Source organism: Deinococcus rhizophilus, assembly GCF_030271215.1.
Classification (GTDB): Bacteria; Deinococcota; Deinococci; order Deinococcales; family Deinococcaceae; genus Deinococcus; species Deinococcus rhizophilus.
Genome location: NZ_JASNGB010000050.1, coordinates 1 through 17,581, shown reverse-complemented (window position 1 = coordinate 17,581; position 17,581 = coordinate 1). Strand labels below are relative to the sequence as shown.

The following is a 17,581-nucleotide window of genomic DNA, read 5'->3' as shown; positions in this document are numbered from 1 at the left end:
CCGCGTTCAGCCCCGCCCCATCCAGCCGCGCGGCGTCCAGCGGCAGCACCCGCACCTGCCACGCGCCGACCCGGCCCGCCGCCGTCCGGGGGTCGCGCGACAGGAACACGGACACCGGCCCGCCCGCAGGCTGCGGCTCGACGTACCCGGAGTACGGCACCCGCCCGCTGAGGTTGACTCCCGTGCCCGTGGAGGCCACTGTCCCGGAGCGGGCGTACAGCACCCGGTCCTCCCACAGCACGGTGAGCACCGGCTTCTGGCCCGCCTCGCCGGGCTGCCACCCCAGGGGGGCGGTCAGCGGCGTGCCGGAGGGCAGGGTCTCGACCGGGCTGCCCCGCAGGTCCGGGCTGGTGTAGAGAGGGGTGGGCGCGACGGTGCGCTCGGCCCCCGCCCCCCCCAGCAGCAGCGCGAGGGTCAGCAGGCCGGGACGCAGCCGGGCGGGAGTGTGGGGGAACATGGCTCAGGGTACTGCGGAGCCTGAGCGGGCGCGGCTCTTTAGCCTCCCAGCGCCGCCCGCGCCTGATTGCGAAACCGCAGCAGCTCCTTGCTGCGCGGGTCGATCTTCAGCGCCTGCTGGGCATACTTGAGCGTCTTGTCGTGGTCGCCCGACTGGCTCCACGCCTCGAACGCCTCCTGGCGGTAGAGGTAGTAGAGGTTGGGCACGCCCAGCGCCGCCGCCCGCGCGAAGTTGTCGGCGGCGGCCTTCACGTTGCCCAGCCGCAGGTTTGCCTTGCCCAGTCCCCACCAGTGGTAGGGGTCGCCCGGGCGGGCCCTGACATTGCTCTCCCCGATGCGCCGCAGCAGGTTCCAGTTCCCGGCAGCGCTGAAGCTCTCGCCCAGGGCGGCGCGAACCTGACCTTCCCTGGCGGGCGGGTAGGTCACCATGTATTCGCCGTTGTAGTAGTGCCACAACTCGCTCAGCTCGGCCTCGCTCAGCCACAGCCGGGCGCCGCGCAGGGGGTCTGAGGTCAGGAAGCGGCCCCCCGCGTACCCGTACACCGTGCGGAAGTGTGCCACCGCGCTGCCGGGCCGCAGCCGCTGCTGCACGACGACCGGGAAGCCCCTGTCCAGCAGGTCGCGCAGCAGGGCGGGCGTGCCCGCGTACCGGATCACGCTGCGCAGCCCGAAGCGTCCCAGGTAGTTCGCCAGCTCCACGCTGGTGACCTGCGGATCGCCCGGCGAGTCCTTGAGGGCGTTCGCCGCCTGCGCCTGCGTGAGGCGGGTGCCGTAGTAGCCCGCGACCGTCATGGCCGTGACCGGGCCGCAGTTGTCCCGGCCCTGCGGCTCGTGGCGGATGCCGGGGAGCGTGACCTGCGCACAGGCCACGCCTCCCAGGGTCAGGGCGGTGAAGACGGAAAGAAAGAGGCGCCTGGACATACTCCAGCTTGGGGGTGTGCCTGCCCCCGGAGGCTTTCACTTCCATGAAGGCAGCTTGCGGGACCTCTCCCCGGGCCCGCCCACGAATGTCCCCCCGCGTTCAGAATTGACGTACACGTACACTTTGCCTATCGTGGAAGCAACTTCACAACCGGAGGCCCCCGATGGCACTGAAAGACCTGTTCGACCTGACCGGCAAAGTCGCCCTCATCACCGGAGGCTCGCGCGGCCTCGGCCTGCAAATCGCGGAGGCGCTGGGCGAGTACGGCGCGACCGTCGTGCTCACCGCCCGCAAGGGGAACGAGCTGGACGAGGCCAAAGCTCACCTCACCGGTCTGGGCATCACCGCGCACGTCTACGCCCACGACCTCTCGCAGCTGGAGACCATCGAACCCCTCGTGGAGCGCATCCACACGGAAGTCGGCCCCATTCACATCCTGGTGAACAACGCGGGGGCCACCTGGGGCGCTCCCGCCGAGGAGCACCCCTTCGAGGCGTGGCAGAAGGTCATGAACCTCAATGTGAACGGCCTCTTTCTGCTGACGCAGGCGGTCGGAAAGCGCTGCATGATTCCCGCGAAGGCGGGGCGCATCATCAACGTCGCTTCCGTCGCCGGGCTGCGCGGCAACAGTCCCCGCATGGCGGGCACGCTGGCCTACAACACGTCCAAGGGGGCGGTCGTGAACTTCACCCGGGCGCTCGCCGCCGAGTGGGCGAAGTACGGCATCACCGTGAACTCCATCTGCCCCGGCTACTTCCCCACCAAGATGACCAAGGGCACCCTGGAATACGGCGGCGACACCATCCTGGGCTACACGCCGCTGGGCCGTCTGGGCGGCGACGAGGACCTCAAAGGCCTGTCCCTGCTGCTCGCCTCCGACGCCTCGGCCTACATGACCGGGCAGAACATCGCGGTGGACGGCGGAATCACGGCGATCTGAGGTGAGGCGATGACCCAGGTGACCCTCGACGACCTCCGCTCCCGCCTCGGCGGGGAGATCGCCCTCTCGGCGTGGGTGCCCGTCTCCCAGGAGATGGTGAACCAGTTCGCCGACGCGACCGGCGACCACCAGTTCATCCACGTGGACCCCGTGCGGGCCGCGCAGACGCCCTTCGGCGGGCCGGTCGCGCACGGCTTCCTGACCCTCTCGCTGCTCGCGGGGCACTTTCTAACGGGAGGCGGCTTTCCCCGTCTGGAGGGCACCCGCATGGTGGTGAACTACGGCCTGAACCGCGTGCGCTTCATCGCGCCGGTGCCCGTCGGGGGCCGCCTGCGCAACCGCGCGGTCCTCGTCGGCGTGGAGGACGGTCCCGGCTACGCCCAGCTCACGGTCGCCAACACCATCGAACTGGAGGGGAGCGGCAAGCCCGCCGCCACCGCCGAGACCGTGATGCGGGTGTACCTGTGACGACCCTGGAAGGCCCGCAGGCGGTGGCCTTCGCTCAGAGCGTGCTCGACGCCCAGCCCTTCAGCGTGCTGGTGGGGGCGCGGGTGGAGCAGATGGCCCCCGACGGGGTGGTCGTCCGCGTCCCCTTCCGCACCGACCTCACCCAGCACCACGGCTTCGCGCACGGGGGCGTGCAGGCGGCGCTGGCCGATATCGCTCTCACCTTCATGGGGGCGGCGGCGCTCGGCCCCAGCGTGCTGACCTCCGAGTTCAAGATCAACTTTCTGCGGCCCGGCGTGGGCGAGGCCCTGGTCGCGCGGGGCAGCGTGGTGAGCGCCACCCGGCGGCAGGCCGTGACCCGCTGCGATATCTACGCCGAGCGGGGGGGCGAGGAAAAGCTGGTCGCCACCGCGCTCGGCACCATCGTCGTGGCGGACGTGGCCCCGGCGGGGGGTGGGGCGTGAGGCTGGGGCGCATGATCGGCCTGACCCTCGGCGCGGGCCTGGGCTGGCTGCTCCTCGCGCCCACGCGGGTGCGCCCGGTCGCGTGGGAGGGGCCGGGCCTGACCCCCTCGCGCACGGGCGGGCCGTATGCCGACAATGGGCGACTGAATACCGCCGAGTTGTTCGCCCCCGTCCCCGGCCACACCTCGCCCGAGTCGGTCGCCGTGGACGGGCAGGGCCGCCTCTACTCCGGCTTCGGCAGCGGCGCCATCGTGCGCTTTCAGGCGGACGGCACCGCGCCGGAAGTGGTGGCCGATACCGGCGGGCGGCCCCTGGGCCTGCGCTTTCACCCGGGCGGCTCGCTGCTCGTCGCGGACGCGCGGCGCGGCCTGCTGCGGGTTTCGCTGGATGGGGGAGAGGTGGAGGTGCTGGCGACCGGAGCGGAGGGCGTCCCCTTCCGCTTCACCGACGATCTCGACGTGGACCGGGCCGGGCGTTTCGTCTACTTCACCGACGCGTCGAGCAAATATGGCTGGCCGCATGAACTCCTCGACCTGCTGGAACACGGCGGGCACGGGCGGGTGCTGCGGCACGATCTGGACAGCGGCGAGACGACCGTGCTGGCGCGCGGCCTGAACTTTCCCAACGGGGTCACGCTGGGGCCCGACGGGGCGTACCTGCTCGTCACCGAGACGGGCGCGGCGCGGGTTCACCGCTTGTGGCTGGCCGGAGAGCGGGCCGGAACGCTGGAGGCTTTCGCCGACAACCTGCCCGGCTACCCCGACAACGTGCGCTGGGACGGCGCGGGCACCTTCTGGGTCGCCTTGCCCAGCCGCCGCTCGCCGCTGCTGGACGCCACCGCCCGGCAGCCCTGGCTGCGGCGGGTAGTCGCCCGGATTGCCGAACGCGCCAAGCTCCCTCTCCCCGAGGAATCCATGCTCGTCGCGCTGAATCTGGAGGGCCGCCCGGTCGCCTTCGCGCAGGGGAGCGGCCCGGGGAGTTACGGGTACATCACGCAGGTCCTGCCGCACGGCGAGCACTTGATCCTGAGTTCGCTACACGGCGAGACGCTCGCCCGCGTGCCGATCTCGCAGGTCAGGCCGGGATGACCACCCACCTGCTGGAACGGGACGGCGTGCTCCTGGCGAGGATGCCGCTGCTCCACGCGGACTCCTTTGCCGTCCACTGCGACTTCCAGCCCGCCGAGGCCTTTGCCCCCTACCGCGCCCTCTTCGACGAGGAAGCCGCCCTGACCGACCAGCTCGCCCACGACCCCGACCCCGCCCTGATGACCCGCGCGGAGGCGCTGCTGGGCGAGATTCTCGCCCTGGGCTTCACCGTCCGGCGCGAGGACGGCGGCCCGGCCCAGGCGGTGCTGCTGGGCATCGAGGGCAGCGCGGCCACCTTCCGCCCCCTGCATCCCGAGGAGGAACTCTTATGACCATCTTCGACGTGTCCCCCCGCACCGCCGACCTGTACACCCGCCTCAGCACCTTCATGGACGAGCACATCTACCCCAACGAGGCCGAATTTCACCGCCAGGTGAACGAGGGCAACCGCTGGGAGCATGTGGGGCTGATCGAGGACCTCAAACCGAAGGCGCGGGCGCAGGGCCTCTGGAACCTCTTTCTGCCGCCCGCCAGCGACCCCGACGGCAAGTTCGGCCCCGGCCTGACCAACCTCGAATACGCCCGGCTGTGCGAGGTGATGGGCCGGGTCTGGTGGGCGCCCGAGATCTTCAACTGCAACGCACCCGACACCGGCAACATGGAGGTCCTGGCCCGCTACGGCACCCCCGAGCAGCAGGAGCAGTGGCTGGTGCCGCTGCTGAACGGCGAGATTCGCTCCGCCTTCTCCATGACCGAGCCGGAGGTGGCGTCGAGCGACGCGACCAACATCCAGGCCAGCATTCAACGCGACGGCGAGGAGTACGTCATCAACGCCCGCAAATGGTGGACGAGCGGCGCGGGCGATCCCCGCTGCCGGGTCAGCATCTTCATGGGCAAGACCGATCCCAACGCCGAGCGGCACCTCCAGCAGTCCATGATCCTGGTCCCGATGGACGCGCCGGGCGTGACGACCGAGCGGATGCTCACCGTCTTCGGCTACGACGACGCGCCGCACGGGCACGCCGAGATGACCTTCGAGAACGTGCGCGTGCCCGCCTCCAGCATCCTGCTGGGCGAGGGCCGGGGCTTCGAGATCGCGCAGGGGCGGCTGGGGCCGGGCCGCATCCACCACTGCATGCGGCTGATCGGGCAGGCCGAGCGGGCGCTGGAGCTGATGGTGGAACGCAGCAGCCAGCGGGTCGCCTTCGGCAAGCCGCTCGCCGGGCACCAGCACGTGCGGGAAGCCATCGCGCACAGCCGCATGGAGATCGACCAGGCCCGGCTGCTGACCCTGCAAGCCGCGCACATGATGGACACCGTGGGCAACAAGGCCGCGCGGGGCCAGATCGCCGCGATCAAGGTGGTCGCGCCCAACGTCGCCCTGCGGGTGATCGACCGCGCCATCCAGGTCTTCGGCGGCGCCGGGGTCAGCCAGGACACCCCCCTCGCCATGATGTATGCCCAGGCCCGCACCCTGCGCCTCGCGGACGGCCCCGACATCGTGCACACCGAGACGGTGGCGAAGGAGGAATTGCGGCGGCGGGGAGTGGACCTGCGGGGGCGGTAGGGTGAAGAGGCCACACTTGACCGTGCTGGGGCGGTGCGCTTCCCCTCTGATCCCTCCCCGCTATTTCCGTACAAATTTTGCCAGGGCGGCAGATCGGCTGTTCCGGGAGAAGGGCGAGCTTCTGCGCCGCCTGAGTAACGTGTAACCATGCCGCTTCAAGACGAGTCCGCTTCAGCCCTTCCCGCTTTCCCTTATTACGCTGACCCCCTGGCTGATGGCTGTTTCGAGCAGCGACCTATCGCCTGCGAGGTTTGTGGTCAGGAGCGCGAGTGGGAGTATGTCGGCGGGATGTATGTAGAGGACGACCCCGAAACTATCTGCCCGTGGTGCGTAGCCGATGGTCGCGCGGCTGCTAAGTTTGAAGGCACTTTTCAGGATGTGGACTTCTCGGAGACAGCCAGCCCGGAAAGCGTGACGGCTGTTCTAAACCGCACTCCAAGCGTGATTCTATGGAATCCCATTCGCTGGCCGGACCACTGCGGCGAGTGCTGTACCTACCTGGGAACCCTCACGCCCTCGGAGCAGCCGGAGATCACGTCTCACGAAAGCGTTCAGCAAGAAGCCGCTGAAATCGCGCGGTCCACCATGTCCCGCACTTGGACCAATAAGGACGCGCTGGACTGCGCCGAGCAGGGCACCCTGACGCTCCACCTCTTCCAGTGCCGCACCTGTCAAACCTACCGTCTGTCCCCAGACGGAACTTGAAGGAGACCCCATGGACTTTCAAAACAAAATCATCGTCGTCACCGGCTCTGCCTCCGGCATCGGCCTCGCGCTCGCCACGCGCTTCGTGCAGGAGGGCGCGACCGTCATCGCCTCCGACCTCAATGCAGAAGCCGGGGCGCAGAAGGCTGCCGAGATCGGGGCCCGCTTCGTGCCTGCCAATGTGGCGAGGGAAGAGGAGATTCAGGCCCTGATCGAAGGCGTGCTCGCGCAGGAGGGCCGCATCGACCTCTTCTGCTCCAACGCGGGCATCGCCATCGGGGAGGGCCCGGAGACGCCGGACAGGCAGTGGGACCTGATCCACCGGGTCAATGTGATGAGCCACGTCTGGGCCGCCCGGCACCTGCTTCCGCACTACCTGGAGCGCGGCGAGGGCTACTTCCTGAACACGGCGTCGGCGGCGGGCCTGCTCACCGAACTGCACTCCGCCCCCTACGCGGTCACCAAGCACGCCGCGCTCGCCTTCGCCGAGTGGCTGGCGATCACCTACGGCGACCGGGGCGTCCGGGTGTCGGCCCTCTGCCCCGAAGGCGTCTGGACCCCGATGATTCAGAACGCGCCCATCCTCCAGCAGACGGCGATCACGACCGATGAACTCGTCGAGAAAACGTTGGAAGTGCTGCGCCGGGACGGCTTCCTCATCACCACGCACCCGACCACCCTGGGGTCGTTCCAGAAAAAGGCCGCCGACTACGACGGCTGGATCGGCGGGATGAGGCGCCTGCGCGAGAAGGCGATGGCGCTGCTGGCCGGGCATCAGGCGCGGCAGGCCGGGGAGGGAGACGCCCCCCGTACCGAGGGCCACGCGTGACCCGTCCCGACACCGCGCCCGTGCGCCCCGGCGAGGAGTTGCCGCTGGAGGCGCTGAAGGAGGCGCTGCGCGGGAAGGTGGGAGGCGATGTGGACACGCTGGAGGTCGAGCAGTTCCCCGGCGGCTTTTCCAACCTGACCTACCTCCTGCGCGTCGGAGATCAGGAATACGTGCTGCGCCGCGCTCCCCTCGGCCCGGTGGCGGCCAAGGCCCACGACATGCCGCGCGAGTACCGATTGCTGGAGCGGGTCCATCCGGTGCTGCCCGTCGCCCCCGAACCCGTGCTGCTGGTCGAGGACGCCGCCGTGATCGGTGCTCCCTTCTACCTGATGGAGCGGCGGCGCGGGGTGGTCGTGCGGACGGGGTTGCCGCCGGAATACGCCGAGCTGCCCGACGCCCCCCGGCAGCTCTCGGAGGCGCTGGTGGACACGCTGGCCGACCTGCACGCGGTCGATATCGACGCGGCGGGCCTGCGCGACCTGGGCAAGCCGGAGGGCTTCAATGCCCGGCAGGTGGAAGGCTGGGCCGGACGCTGGCGCCGCGCCCGCACCGACGACCTCCCGCCCGTGGACGACCTGCACGACGAGGACGTGATCGCCTGGCTGACCGCGAACACACCCACCGAGTCGGCCCACACCCTCGTCCACAACGACTTCAAGCTCGACAACCTGATGCTGGACCCCGGAGACCCCGCGCGGGTGGTCGCGCTGCTGGACTGGGAGATGACCACCGTGGGCGATCCCCTCGCCGACCTGGGCCTCACCCTGACCTACTGGACGATGCCCCAGCAGCCGGGCGGGGCCGAGAACCGCATCGGGGCGAACGCGCCGGGCTTCCTGAGCCGGGGGGAGTTCCTGGCCCGCTACGCCGCCCGCAGCGGGCGCGACGTGTCGAACGTGGCGTGGTACGAGGTGCTGGGACATTTCAAGCTCGCGGTGATCGTGGGGCAGATCTACGCCCGCTACCGCGCCGGGCAGACCAGGGACCCCCGCTTCGCGCCGCTGGGCCAGCAGGCCGCGTGGCTGATCGGGGAGGCGTGGCGGCGCATCGGGGAAAACAGCGGTGGGTCGGCGGGATGAGCGCCGGGATAGGCTCCTGGCATGGAACTCCTGTGGTCGGTGCTGACGGACCTCCTCACGCCCCAGGGCGGCTGGTCTGTGCGGCTGGTCTTGCGGATCGTCCTGAGTTCGCTGCTGCTGCTGGGCTACGTGATTGTGCTGGCGCGGACCTTCGGCTCGCGGACCTTCGCCAGCTTTACCTCCTTCGACTTTCTGGTCAACGTCGCGGCGGGGTCGCTGGTCGCCAGCGCCATCCTGGGCAATTCCATCGTCGAGTCGGCCCTGAGTCTGCTGGTGCTGGTGCTCGCGCAGTGGGGCATCTCGGCGTGGGGGGCGCGGTCGGAGGCGGTGCAGGAGACCTTCGACAATTCCCCGGTCGTGCTCGTCGAGAACGGACAGGTGCGGGAGGGTGCCCTGCGCCGCTCGCGGGTGGCCCGCGCCACGCTGCACCAGACGATGCGCGACGCGGGCGTGACCGAGCTGCCGGACGTGAAGTTCGCCGTCCTGGAGTCGGGCGGGACCATCAGCATCGTGAAAGCCTGAGACGGATTCCGTCCAATTCCTTTCCTTCCGGGACACCACCGGCAGTCCANGGGCGGGACCATCAGCATCGTGAAAGCCTGAGACGGATTCCGTCCAATTCCTTTCCTTCCGGGACACCACCGGCAGTCCATCCATCTCCCGGAACCCGCCCTTTCTCCTGCTCGCCTCCGCTCGGATGGACTCACTTCGTGGGCGATTCCATCGGAGTCCGTATGAGCCTTCGCCGGGAGGACGCGTGAGCACGCTCATCCTGGTGCGCCACGGCCAGGCCACCCCCTTCGAGGCCGATACCGACCGCCTTTCCCCGCTGGGCGAGGTGCAGGCCCGCGCGGTGGGCGAGTATCTGCTGGAAGCCGGGCTGGAGCCGACCGACGTGATCTCCGGTTCCCTGGTCCGCCAGCGCGAGAGCGCCCGCCTCGCCTCGGAAGCGGCGGGCGGCGGCTGGCCCGATCCCACCACCGACCCCCGGCTGGCCGAGTACGACGGCGACGGGTTGATCCGCACGCTCGCGCCGCTGCTGGCCGCCCGCGACGCAGGGTTTGACGCCCGGCTGCGGGCCTGGGAGAAGGGGCAGCGCGGCCCCGACCGCAACCGCCACCTCCAGCGGATGCTTGAACCCCTGGCCGCCGCCTATCTGCGCGGCGAGGTCGCGCACGCGGACGTGGAACCGTGGCAGGACTTCCGCGCCCGTGTCCACGCCTTCTTGCGCGAGTTGCTGGCGGGGCCGTCCGGGCGCACCGTGCTGGCCTTCACCTCCGGCGGGGTGATCGGCGTGACGGTGGCCGCCGTCCTGCGCGCTCCCGACGAATCGGCCCTCACCCTGAACTGGCGCGTCCGCAACGGCAGCCTGACCCGGCTGACCTACGGCGGTGGGCGGGCCAGCCTCGACAGCTTCAACGAGACCGCTCACCTGCCGGGCGAACTCTCGTCCTGGCGCTAAAGGAGCCCCCATGTCCCTCGATCCCCACCTCAAGGAAGTCCTGCTTCAGATAGCCGCCGCGCCGCAGCCCACGGACCTGGAGGAGCTGCGGGCCGCCGTGGCCGCCAACGCCGCGCGGATGCCCAGGCGCCCGGTGACCATCGGCGGCACGCGCGACCTGACCGTTCCCGGCCCGGCCTCCGACCTGCCTGCCCGGCTGTACACCCCGGAAGGCGAGGGGCCGCATCCGCTGATCCTGTTCCTCCACGGCGGCGGCTTCGTCGCCTATTCCATCGAGACGCACGACAGCGTGTGCCGCGAGCTGTGCGCGGGGGCGAACTCGGCGGTCCTGAGCGTGGAGTACCGCCTCGCCCCCGAGCACCGCTTTCCCGCCGGGGTGGAGGACGCCTACGCGGCGCTGCTGTGGGCCGCCGCGCACGCGGAGGAGCTGGGCGCCGACCCTTCCCGCCTCGCCCTGGCCGGGGACAGCGCGGGCGCGAGCCTGTGCATCGCCTGCACCTTGCGGGCCCGCGACGAGCACGGCCCGCCCATCCGCGCCCAGCTGCTGATCTACCCGGCCGCCGACTTCGTGAACACCGACCGCTACCCCAGTCGCCGCGAGAACGCCGAGGGGTATTTCCTGACCGCCGAACGCATGCGCTTTTTCGGGCAGATGTACCTCGCGGACCCGGCGCACGGGGCCCATCCCCACGTCTCCCCGCTGCACGGGGCCGAGCTTCACGGCCTGCCGCCCGCCCTGGTGATGACCGCCGAGTTCGATCCCCTGCGCGACGAGGGCGTGGCCTACGCGGAAGCGCTCACCCGGGCGGGCGTCCGCGCCGAGCACCTGCCCGGCCCCGGCATGATCCACGGCTTCGTCAACATGACGGCCCTCTCGCCCGCCGCCGCCGGGCTGCTGGACCGGGCCGCTGCGTGGCTGGGGCAGCAGCTGTCGGGAGCCTAACCCTCCACGGGCTTGGCCACGGGTTCGGGGGGCGGGCCTCCCACGCAGACGCGGTCACGGCCACTGGTCTTGGCCCGGTACAGGGCGACGTCGGCGCGGGCGACCCAGCGCCCGAGGTCGTCGCCGGGTTCGGCCTGTGCCACGCCCAGGCTCGCGGTCACGCGGCCGACCTCGGGAAACGGGTGGGCGCTGATCGCCCGGCGCAGGCGTTCGGCAACCTGCTCCGCTCCCGGGGCGTCCGCCCCCGGCAGCACGAGCAGGAACTCCTCCCCGCCCCAGCGCCCCACGGTGTCGCTTCCGCGCAGGCCGACGCGCAGCCGGGTGGCCGCCTGCATCAGCACCACGTCCCCGGCATTGTGGCCGTAGCGGTCGTTGATCCCCTTGAAATGGTCGAGGTCCAGCAGGACCAGAGACGCGGGCTGGTCCGGCCGCAGTCCGGACACTTCCAGCACCCGCTCGACCGCCGCGTACAGGGCGCGGCGGTTGGGCAGTCCGGTCAGGACGTCGGTGTTGGCCAGCGCCTCCAGCGTCAGGCGCTCCCCGCGCTCCAGCAAGAAGTGCTCGCGGTACCATGCCAGCCCGTACAGCAGCACCAGGATCGCCCCGCAGGTCAGTTGCACCCGCACGAGTTCGGGCAGGTCGCCGGGGCCGCGCCCGCGCAGGGCAAGCCCCGTCCAGGGAAGGGCCACCCCCAGCGCGTACATCCCGGCCGAGACCAGCAGGGCGCCCCGCGCACTCAGCAGCAGGTAGCTCAGGATGGAGAGCGCGACCAGCATCCAGTACGCGGCGCTTGCCAGCCCCAGGGCCGCGTCCTCCGGCGCGATCAGGGCCAGGGCCATCTGCACGGCGATCGCCAGCACGTTGCCGACAAACACCACCCGCTCGGCCACCACCAGCGGCCTGCGCCGCAGCAGCCACGCGGCCACCCACAGGCACATCAGCAGCAGCAGCGGATGGACGTACAGGACGTAGGGATCGTAGGGACCGCGCTGCCACGTCAGCAGCCACACCAGCGCCAGCACCGTGGCCCCCACGCCCAGCGCGGCGAGGTAGAGGCGGCGGCGCAATTCCTCAGACGCAGGCGCCCGCGTGACGCCGGAAAGGGCCAGAGGCAGGAAGCGGCGGCGGTCTGGCGCGGGCATCCCCCTGAGCGTACAGCCCACGGGCCGGGCCCCCCCAGCCTGGGGCAGCCCCGCAAGCTGTGAATATTTAAATTTTCTTACGGCTTTCTCCATGACAGCATGAAGTTTTGCTCCAGGGTTGTCCGTGTCCCGGCCCGGCGGGGCGCTCTAGAATGCGGCCTGTCCCCACACGCGACCGCGTGCTGGCGAATGGCGGAGACGAGAGCGCCCAGGAATCCCGGGACAGCTCCCCGCCAACATACGCAGGCAGAGGCAGCCCTGGCTGCCTGGATTCCTGCGGGCTGTGCTCGGTTTAGCAGCGCACAGCCGCCTTGTTCTCGTGTTTACCCTGCGGAGGGCCCCTACCATGAATCTATCCATGACCTTACTGCCCAACCGTATGGCTGCGCCCGCCCTGCTGGTCGTGGCCCACCTGCGCTGGGATTTCGTGTTCCAGCGGCCCCAGCACCTGATGACGCGGGCGGCCCGGTCCCGGCGCGTGTACTACATCGAGGAGCCGACCTTCGGCCCCCACGCCGACCACCTCCAGCTGCGCGAGGACCCGTGCGGCGTCACGGTGGTCAAGCCCCACGTCGAGGAGGGCCACAGTCCCGCCGAGTCGCAGGCCCGGACCGCCCGGCTGCTGTGCGGGCTGGTGGGGGAGCAGGGGCTGGCCGAGTACGACCTGTGGGTCTACACGCCCTATGAGCTGCCCATCACCGCCGGGCTGACCCCGCGCGTCACCGTCTACGACTGCATGGACGAACTCGCGCAGTTCAGGGGGGCCCCGCCCGAACTGCGCGAGCGCGAGGACAGGCTGTTCGAGCTGGCCGACCTCGTCTTCACCGGCGGTCACCGCCTGTACGAGGCCAAGCGCGAGCGGCACACCGGAGCGCACCCCTTTCCCTCCAGCGTGGAGGTCGAGCACTTCGCCCGCGCCCGGCAACACCCGGAAGACGCCGCCGACCAGCGCGATCTGCCCCGACCCCGCCTGGGCTTTTACGGCGTGATCGACGAGCGGTTCGATATCGAACTGATCGGGGAACTGGCCCGCCGCCGCCCGGAGTGGCAGTTCGTGCTGCTGGGGCCGGTCGTCAAGATCGACCCCGCCGAGTTGCCGCAGGGCGAGAACCTGCACTACCTCGGCATGAAAGGCTACGGGGAACTCCCGACCTACCTCGCGCACTGGGACGTGGCGCTGCTGCCCTTCGCGCTGAACGAGGCGACCGAGTTCATCAGCCCCACCAAGACGCCCGAGTACCTCGCGGCGGCCGTGCCGGTGGTGTCCACCCCCATCCGTGACGTGGTGCGGCCCTACGGCGAAAAGGACCTCGTGCGCATTGCCGAGGGCGTGGACGCCTTCGAGGCCGCCTGTGCCGAGGCCCTGGCCGAGCGCCCCACGCCCGCCGGAGAGGAGCGCCGCGCCCGTGCCGACGCGCACCTCTCGACCCTGTCCTGGGACCGCACCTGGCGCGACATGAGCGCCCTGATCGAGCGGGCCGCCGCCGACAAGCAGGCCGAGGGTGCCCTGGCCGGTGTCGCCGATGACTGAAGGGGTGTCCGGCAGCGCTGGCAGGGCCCCCGTGACCTCCGGCAGTTCTTCCAACGGCTTCGATTACCTGATCGTCGGCGCGGGCTTTGCGGGCAGCGTGCTCGCGGAGCGGCTGGCGAATGACGGCAAGCGCGTCCTGATCGTGGACCGCCGCCCGCACATCGGCGGCAACGCCTACGACCGCTATGACGACGCGGGCCTGCTGATCCACCCGTACGGCCCGCACATCTTCCATACCAACTCCAGAGAAGTCTTCGACTACCTCTCGCGCTTCACCGCGTGGCGGCCCTACGAGCACCGGGTGCTGGCGAGCGTGGACGGGCAACTGCTGCCCATCCCAATCAACCTCGACACCGTCAACCGGCTGTACGGGCTGAACCTGACCTCCTTTCAGGTCGAGGAGTTCTTCGCGTCGGTCGCGGAGAAGGTGGATCAGGTGCGGACCTCGGAGGACGTGGTCGTGGGCAAGGTGGGGCGCGACCTCTACAACAAGTTTTTCCGGGGATACACCCGCAAGCAGTGGGGGCTGGACCCCAGCGAACTCGACGCGTCCGTCACGGCCCGGGTGCCCACCCGCACCAACCGCGACGACCGCTATTTCGCGGACACCTATCAGGCGATGCCGCTGCACGGCTACACCCGGATGTTCGAGACCATGCTCGCGCACCCCAATATCAAGGTGATGCTGAACACCGACTACCGGGAGATTCAGGAGTTCATCCCGTACGGGCACATGATCTACACCGGGCCGGTGGACGCCTTCTTCGACTACGAGTACGGCAAGCTGCCCTACCGCAGCCTGGAGTTCGTCCACGAGACGCACGCCCGCGAGGTGTTTCAGCCCACCGGCACGGTCAATTACCCCAACGATTACGGGTACACCCGCATCAGCGAGTTCAAGTACATCACCGGGCAGGAGCACCGGCACACGTCGGTCGTGTACGAGTACCCCCGCGCCGAGGGCGACCCCTATTACCCGGTGCCGCGCCCCGAGAACCAGGAGCTGTACAGGAAGTACGCGGCCCTGGCCGACGCCCGCACCGACGTGACTTTCGTGGGCCGCCTCGCCACCTACCGCTACTACAACATGGACCAGGTGGTCGCCCAGGCCCTCGCCACCCACCGCAAGCTGACCGGGCAGAAGACGGCCCCCGAGCCCGCGACGGTCGGCTGAGTCTCCCAGCTGCCCTCTTGCCCCAGCCTCCCCGCTGGGGCTTTTTGCTGGCCGCTACAGATTCGTCCGCACGTCCCACAGCTCGGGAAACAACACGACCTCCAGCGCCCGGCGCAGGTACCCCGCCCCGCTGGTGCCGCCGCTCCCGCGCTTGAAGCCGATGGTCCGCTCGACGGTGGTGAGGTGGTTGAAGCGCCACGCGCGGAAGTTGTCCTCCACGTCCAGCAGCTTCTCGGCCAGCTCGTACAGGTCCCAGTAGCGCTCGGGGTCGCGGTAGACGGTCAGCCACGCCTCCAGCACGGCGGGGTGCGCCTCGTGCGAACGGGTGAGGTCACGCTCCAGCACCTCGGGCGGGAGGGGCAGGCCCCGCGCGGCCACGAGCCGCAGGGTCAGGTCGTACACGCTGGGGGCGTGCAGCGCCTCCTCCAGCGGGCCGTGCAGGTCGGGGCGGTGGGCGTGGGGCTTCAGGAGGGTGGGGTTGCGGTTGCCCAGCAGCACCTCCACCATGCGGTAGCCCGCCGACTGAAAGCCCGACGCCTCCCCGAACGCGTGCCGGAACTGGAGGTAGTCCGCCGGGGTCATCGTTTTCAGCACCTCCCAGGCCGCCGTGAGCTGCTCCTGCGCCCGCACCACCCGCGTGAGGCCCTTGAGGGGCGCGTCGGTGATGCCCCCGGCGAGCTGGTCCATCGCCGCCCGCAACTCACGCACCACCAGCGAGAGCCACAGCTCCGAGACGTGATGCACGGTGATGAACAGGTGTTCGTCGTGCGCCTCCGTGACAGGCTGGTGCGCCGAGAGCAGGGTGTCGAGGTGCAGGTAGTCGCCGTAGCTCAGGCGGCGGGTGAAGTCCAGCCGGGCCTGTTCGGGCGAGTCGCGGTCGGGGCCAGTCCGGTCAGGGGGAGGGGAGGAGGTCATACCCGCAGCTTAGGGCAAGTTGTCTAGGGCAATAGGACCTGGAGGGGCCCCTCACCTCCTTGCTCTATGAGGTTGCTCCCCCGGTGGGTGAGGGGTCCAGCGAGGGGTCCGGCGCTTGGCCCGTTACGCGCCCCTGCCCGCCGTCACCACCTCCGACTTCGGCTCGGCCGCCGCTCCCGCCGCCTGCGCGATGAAGCGGGCCGTGCGGCGGGCCAGCGCCATCACGCTGACCATCGGGTTGGCGCCCGAGGAGGTCGGAAAGGCGCTGGTGTCCCCGATCCAGACGCCGGGGGTGCCGTGCAACTCGCCGCGCGGGTCGGCCACGCTGGTCTGCGGGTCCTGACCCATGCGGGCGCTGCCCATCTGGTGGGCGCTGAAGACCGCGTGTCCGCCGTGCCCGATGGGGTACCGGCGCAGCCCGGCGATCCAGGCTCCCAGGTCCTCGCCCCGCTGCCAGGGCCGCACCCCCTCGGCCAGCGGCTGGATGCGCTCCGCTCCGGCTGCCTCCAGGATCCGCGCGACGGTGCCCTGGCCGTGCCAGTAGTTCTCCACGTCGAGGGGGTCGGTGACCGCGTAGGTCACGCGGGGCTGGCCGCGTTCGTCCAGGGTGACCTCGCCGCTGCCCCGGTCGCGGGTGAGGTGAATCAGGGTCACGCTGCGGGCGTGGTCGGCCATCAGGGTCTTGTGGGCCGCGCCGCCCTGCCACACGGCGGCCGAGGCGAACAGGCCAGTGGTGTACTGGCTCGTCTCGATCAGGTAGCCGTACCCCTCCTGCCGCCCCGCGAACTCGTCCACGATGGCAGCCTGGGTCGCGCCCCACCAGGTGTCCTGCTCCTGCGCGAACACCGCCGTCAACGCGCCGCAGGGGTGGAGGTGCAGGTGCTTCCCCGCCGCAGCCCCCCCCAGGCCCGAGCGCAGCAGCAGGGCGGGCGTCTCCAGCGCTCCTCCCGCGACGACGACCTGCGGCGCCCGCACGGTGAGCTGCCGGGGACCGCCCTCTGCCTGCACGGTGACGGCCACCCCCGTCGCCCGCCCGCCCCCGGTGAGGATGCGCTCGGCGGTCGCGCCCTCCAGGATGCGGGCACCACAGGCCGCCGCGTCCCTGAGGTACGTCTTGAGGGTGCTCTGCTTGGCGCCCGTCGCGTCCCCGAAGCCGATGTGTCCGGCGTGCCGGGGGTCGTGCCGGGCAAGGTCCACGTTGCGGTGGGCCCGGCGCCAGCGGTAGCCCAGGCGCAGCGCTCCTTCCAGCATCCGCAGGTGGGTGCCGTTGTACTCGCTGGCCTGATCGGTCGCGCCGATGCGTGCCATCACGGCGTCGGTATCGGCGTCGAACCCGGGGCCGTCCACGCCCTCCAGCCCGGCGAGGGCCCACTCGCGCCGGACCTCGGGGGGCGTGCGGACGCAGTTCATCCAGTTGACGGTGGTGCCGCCGCCCAGGGTGCGCCCGGCGATCAGCGAGACGTGGCCGTCGGCGGTCGGCGTGAAGCCCCCGCGCCAGTAGAGGTTCTGGTAGGCCCACAGCTCCGAGCGGCCCAGTTCGGCGTCGGCGTGTTGCCGCCCCGCCTCCAGCACGATCACCCGCAGGCCCGCTCCGGCGAGTTCGCCCGCGATCACCCCGCCGCCCGCCCCGGAGCCGACGACCACCACGTCGGCCTCCAGCGTCTCGCCTTCCTGCGGGGTCAGGGTGGGCACGTCGGGTTCGGTGGCGGCTCCCGTGAAGGTCGGCCCGGCGTAGCCCAGCTGGGGCCAGAAGGGATTGGGGCGCCCCTCCTCGCCGGGGTGCGCGTAGGTCAGCATCAGCAGCAGCCGCCGCAGGTTGCCCAGGCCCTGCGCCGCCTGCGGGTTGAGGCGGGTCAGGCCGCGCAGCATGCCCTCGCGCAGCGCGGGCGGCGTCTCCGGGCGCAGCCCCGCGCGGGC

General features: G+C 70.7%; 19 protein-coding genes. 14 read left to right on the top strand and 5 right to left on the bottom strand.

What is annotated here, in order from left to right; genetic code table 11:
* Window positions 1-457 (bottom strand): hypothetical protein (locus QOL99_RS07485; protein ID WP_285522692.1); only part of this gene is annotated, 457 nt, incomplete at its 3' end.
* A 38-nt stretch (window positions 458-495) separates the two neighbouring features.
* Entirely contained in the window at window positions 496-1,377 is an 882-nt protein-coding gene (locus QOL99_RS07480; protein ID WP_285522691.1) for a C39 family peptidase, read from the bottom strand.
* Between the two features lie 164 nt (window positions 1,378-1,541).
* Here QOL99_RS07480 and QOL99_RS07475 point away from each other — a divergent pair, with 164 nt between their 5' ends.
* The 12 genes from QOL99_RS07475 to QOL99_RS07420 all read left to right on the top strand — a co-directional run bounded on the left by QOL99_RS07475 (window position 1,542) and on the right by QOL99_RS07420 (window position 10,902).
* A complete protein-coding gene (locus QOL99_RS07475) occupies window positions 1,542-2,318 on the top strand; it encodes an SDR family oxidoreductase (RefSeq protein WP_285522688.1) in 777 nt (258 codons plus the stop codon).
* 9 nt (window positions 2,319-2,327) lie between these two features.
* Window positions 2,328-2,786 (top strand): MaoC family dehydratase, encoded by a 459-nt coding sequence (locus tag QOL99_RS07470; protein ID WP_285522686.1) that lies wholly within the window; start codon window positions 2,328-2,330, stop codon window positions 2,784-2,786.
* Entirely contained in the window at window positions 2,783-3,229 is a 447-nt protein-coding gene (locus tag QOL99_RS07465) for a PaaI family thioesterase (RefSeq protein ID WP_285522684.1), read from the top strand. The genes QOL99_RS07470 and QOL99_RS07465 overlap by 4 nt, the downstream gene beginning before the upstream one ends.
* An 11-nt stretch (window positions 3,230-3,240) precedes the next feature.
* Entirely contained in the window at window positions 3,241-4,317 is a 1,077-nt protein-coding gene (locus tag QOL99_RS07460; RefSeq protein WP_285522683.1) for an SMP-30/gluconolactonase/LRE family protein, read from the top strand.
* Entirely contained in the window at window positions 4,314-4,649 is a 336-nt protein-coding gene (locus tag QOL99_RS07455; RefSeq protein WP_285522682.1) for a hypothetical protein, read from the top strand. The genes QOL99_RS07460 and QOL99_RS07455 overlap by 4 nt, the downstream gene beginning before the upstream one ends.
* The gene (locus QOL99_RS07450; RefSeq protein WP_285522681.1) at window positions 4,646-5,884 is read left to right on the top strand and encodes an acyl-CoA dehydrogenase family protein; all 1,239 of its coding nucleotides are present in this window, start codon (window positions 4,646-4,648) and stop codon (window positions 5,882-5,884) included. Before QOL99_RS07455 ends, QOL99_RS07450 begins: the two co-directional genes overlap by 4 nt.
* 147 nt (window positions 5,885-6,031) lie before the next feature.
* Window positions 6,032-6,589, top strand: coding sequence for a CbrC family protein (locus QOL99_RS07445; RefSeq protein WP_285522680.1), 558 nt, complete (start codon window positions 6,032-6,034; stop codon window positions 6,587-6,589).
* Between the two features lie 10 nt (window positions 6,590-6,599).
* The gene (locus QOL99_RS07440; RefSeq protein ID WP_285522678.1) at window positions 6,600-7,418 is read left to right on the top strand and encodes an SDR family NAD(P)-dependent oxidoreductase; all 819 of its coding nucleotides are present in this window, start codon (window positions 6,600-6,602) and stop codon (window positions 7,416-7,418) included.
* The gene (locus QOL99_RS07435; RefSeq protein WP_285522676.1) at window positions 7,415-8,497 is read left to right on the top strand and encodes a phosphotransferase family protein; all 1,083 of its coding nucleotides are present in this window, start codon (window positions 7,415-7,417) and stop codon (window positions 8,495-8,497) included. Before QOL99_RS07440 ends, QOL99_RS07435 begins: the two co-directional genes overlap by 4 nt.
* 21 nt (window positions 8,498-8,518) lie before the next feature.
* Entirely contained in the window at window positions 8,519-9,019 is a 501-nt protein-coding gene (locus tag QOL99_RS07430) for a DUF421 domain-containing protein (protein WP_285522674.1), read from the top strand.
* 235 nt (window positions 9,020-9,254) lie between these two features.
* A complete protein-coding gene (locus tag QOL99_RS07425; RefSeq protein WP_285522672.1) occupies window positions 9,255-9,959 on the top strand; it encodes a histidine phosphatase family protein in 705 nt (234 codons plus the stop codon).
* Window positions 9,960-9,969: 10 nt separating this feature from the next.
* Window positions 9,970-10,902, top strand: a complete 933-nt coding sequence (locus QOL99_RS07420; protein ID WP_285522670.1) for an alpha/beta hydrolase — start codon at window positions 9,970-9,972, stop codon at window positions 10,900-10,902.
* On the opposite strand, the gene QOL99_RS07415 is transcribed toward QOL99_RS07420, so the two are convergent.
* Window positions 10,899-12,044: a GGDEF domain-containing protein gene (locus QOL99_RS07415; protein WP_285522668.1), complete on the bottom strand. Its 1,146-nt coding sequence runs from the start codon at window positions 12,042-12,044 to the stop codon at window positions 10,899-10,901. The genes QOL99_RS07420 and QOL99_RS07415 overlap by 4 nt on opposite strands.
* A 358-nt stretch (window positions 12,045-12,402) precedes the next feature.
* Between QOL99_RS07415 and QOL99_RS07410 the strand changes: the two genes are divergently transcribed.
* Together QOL99_RS07410 and glf are read left to right on the top strand one after the other, a co-directional pair.
* Window positions 12,403-13,575, top strand: a complete 1,173-nt coding sequence (locus tag QOL99_RS07410) for a glycosyltransferase family 1 protein (RefSeq protein ID WP_285522666.1) — start codon at window positions 12,403-12,405, stop codon at window positions 13,573-13,575.
* Complete coding sequence (gene glf / locus QOL99_RS07405) at window positions 13,568-14,749, top strand: UDP-galactopyranose mutase (RefSeq protein WP_285522665.1); 1,182 nt, start codon at window positions 13,568-13,570, stop codon at window positions 14,747-14,749. Before QOL99_RS07410 ends, glf begins: the two co-directional genes overlap by 8 nt.
* A gap of 54 nt (window positions 14,750-14,803) precedes the next feature.
* Here the strand turns inward: glf and kynA are convergent, their stop codons facing one another.
* Window positions 14,804-15,664, bottom strand: coding sequence for a tryptophan 2,3-dioxygenase (gene kynA, locus QOL99_RS07400; protein ID WP_285522662.1), 861 nt, complete (start codon window positions 15,662-15,664; stop codon window positions 14,804-14,806).
* Window positions 15,665-15,787: 123 nt separating this feature from the next.
* On the bottom strand, window positions 15,788-17,581 hold a 1,794-nt coding region (locus tag QOL99_RS07395; RefSeq protein ID WP_285522660.1), incomplete at its 5' end, for a GMC family oxidoreductase.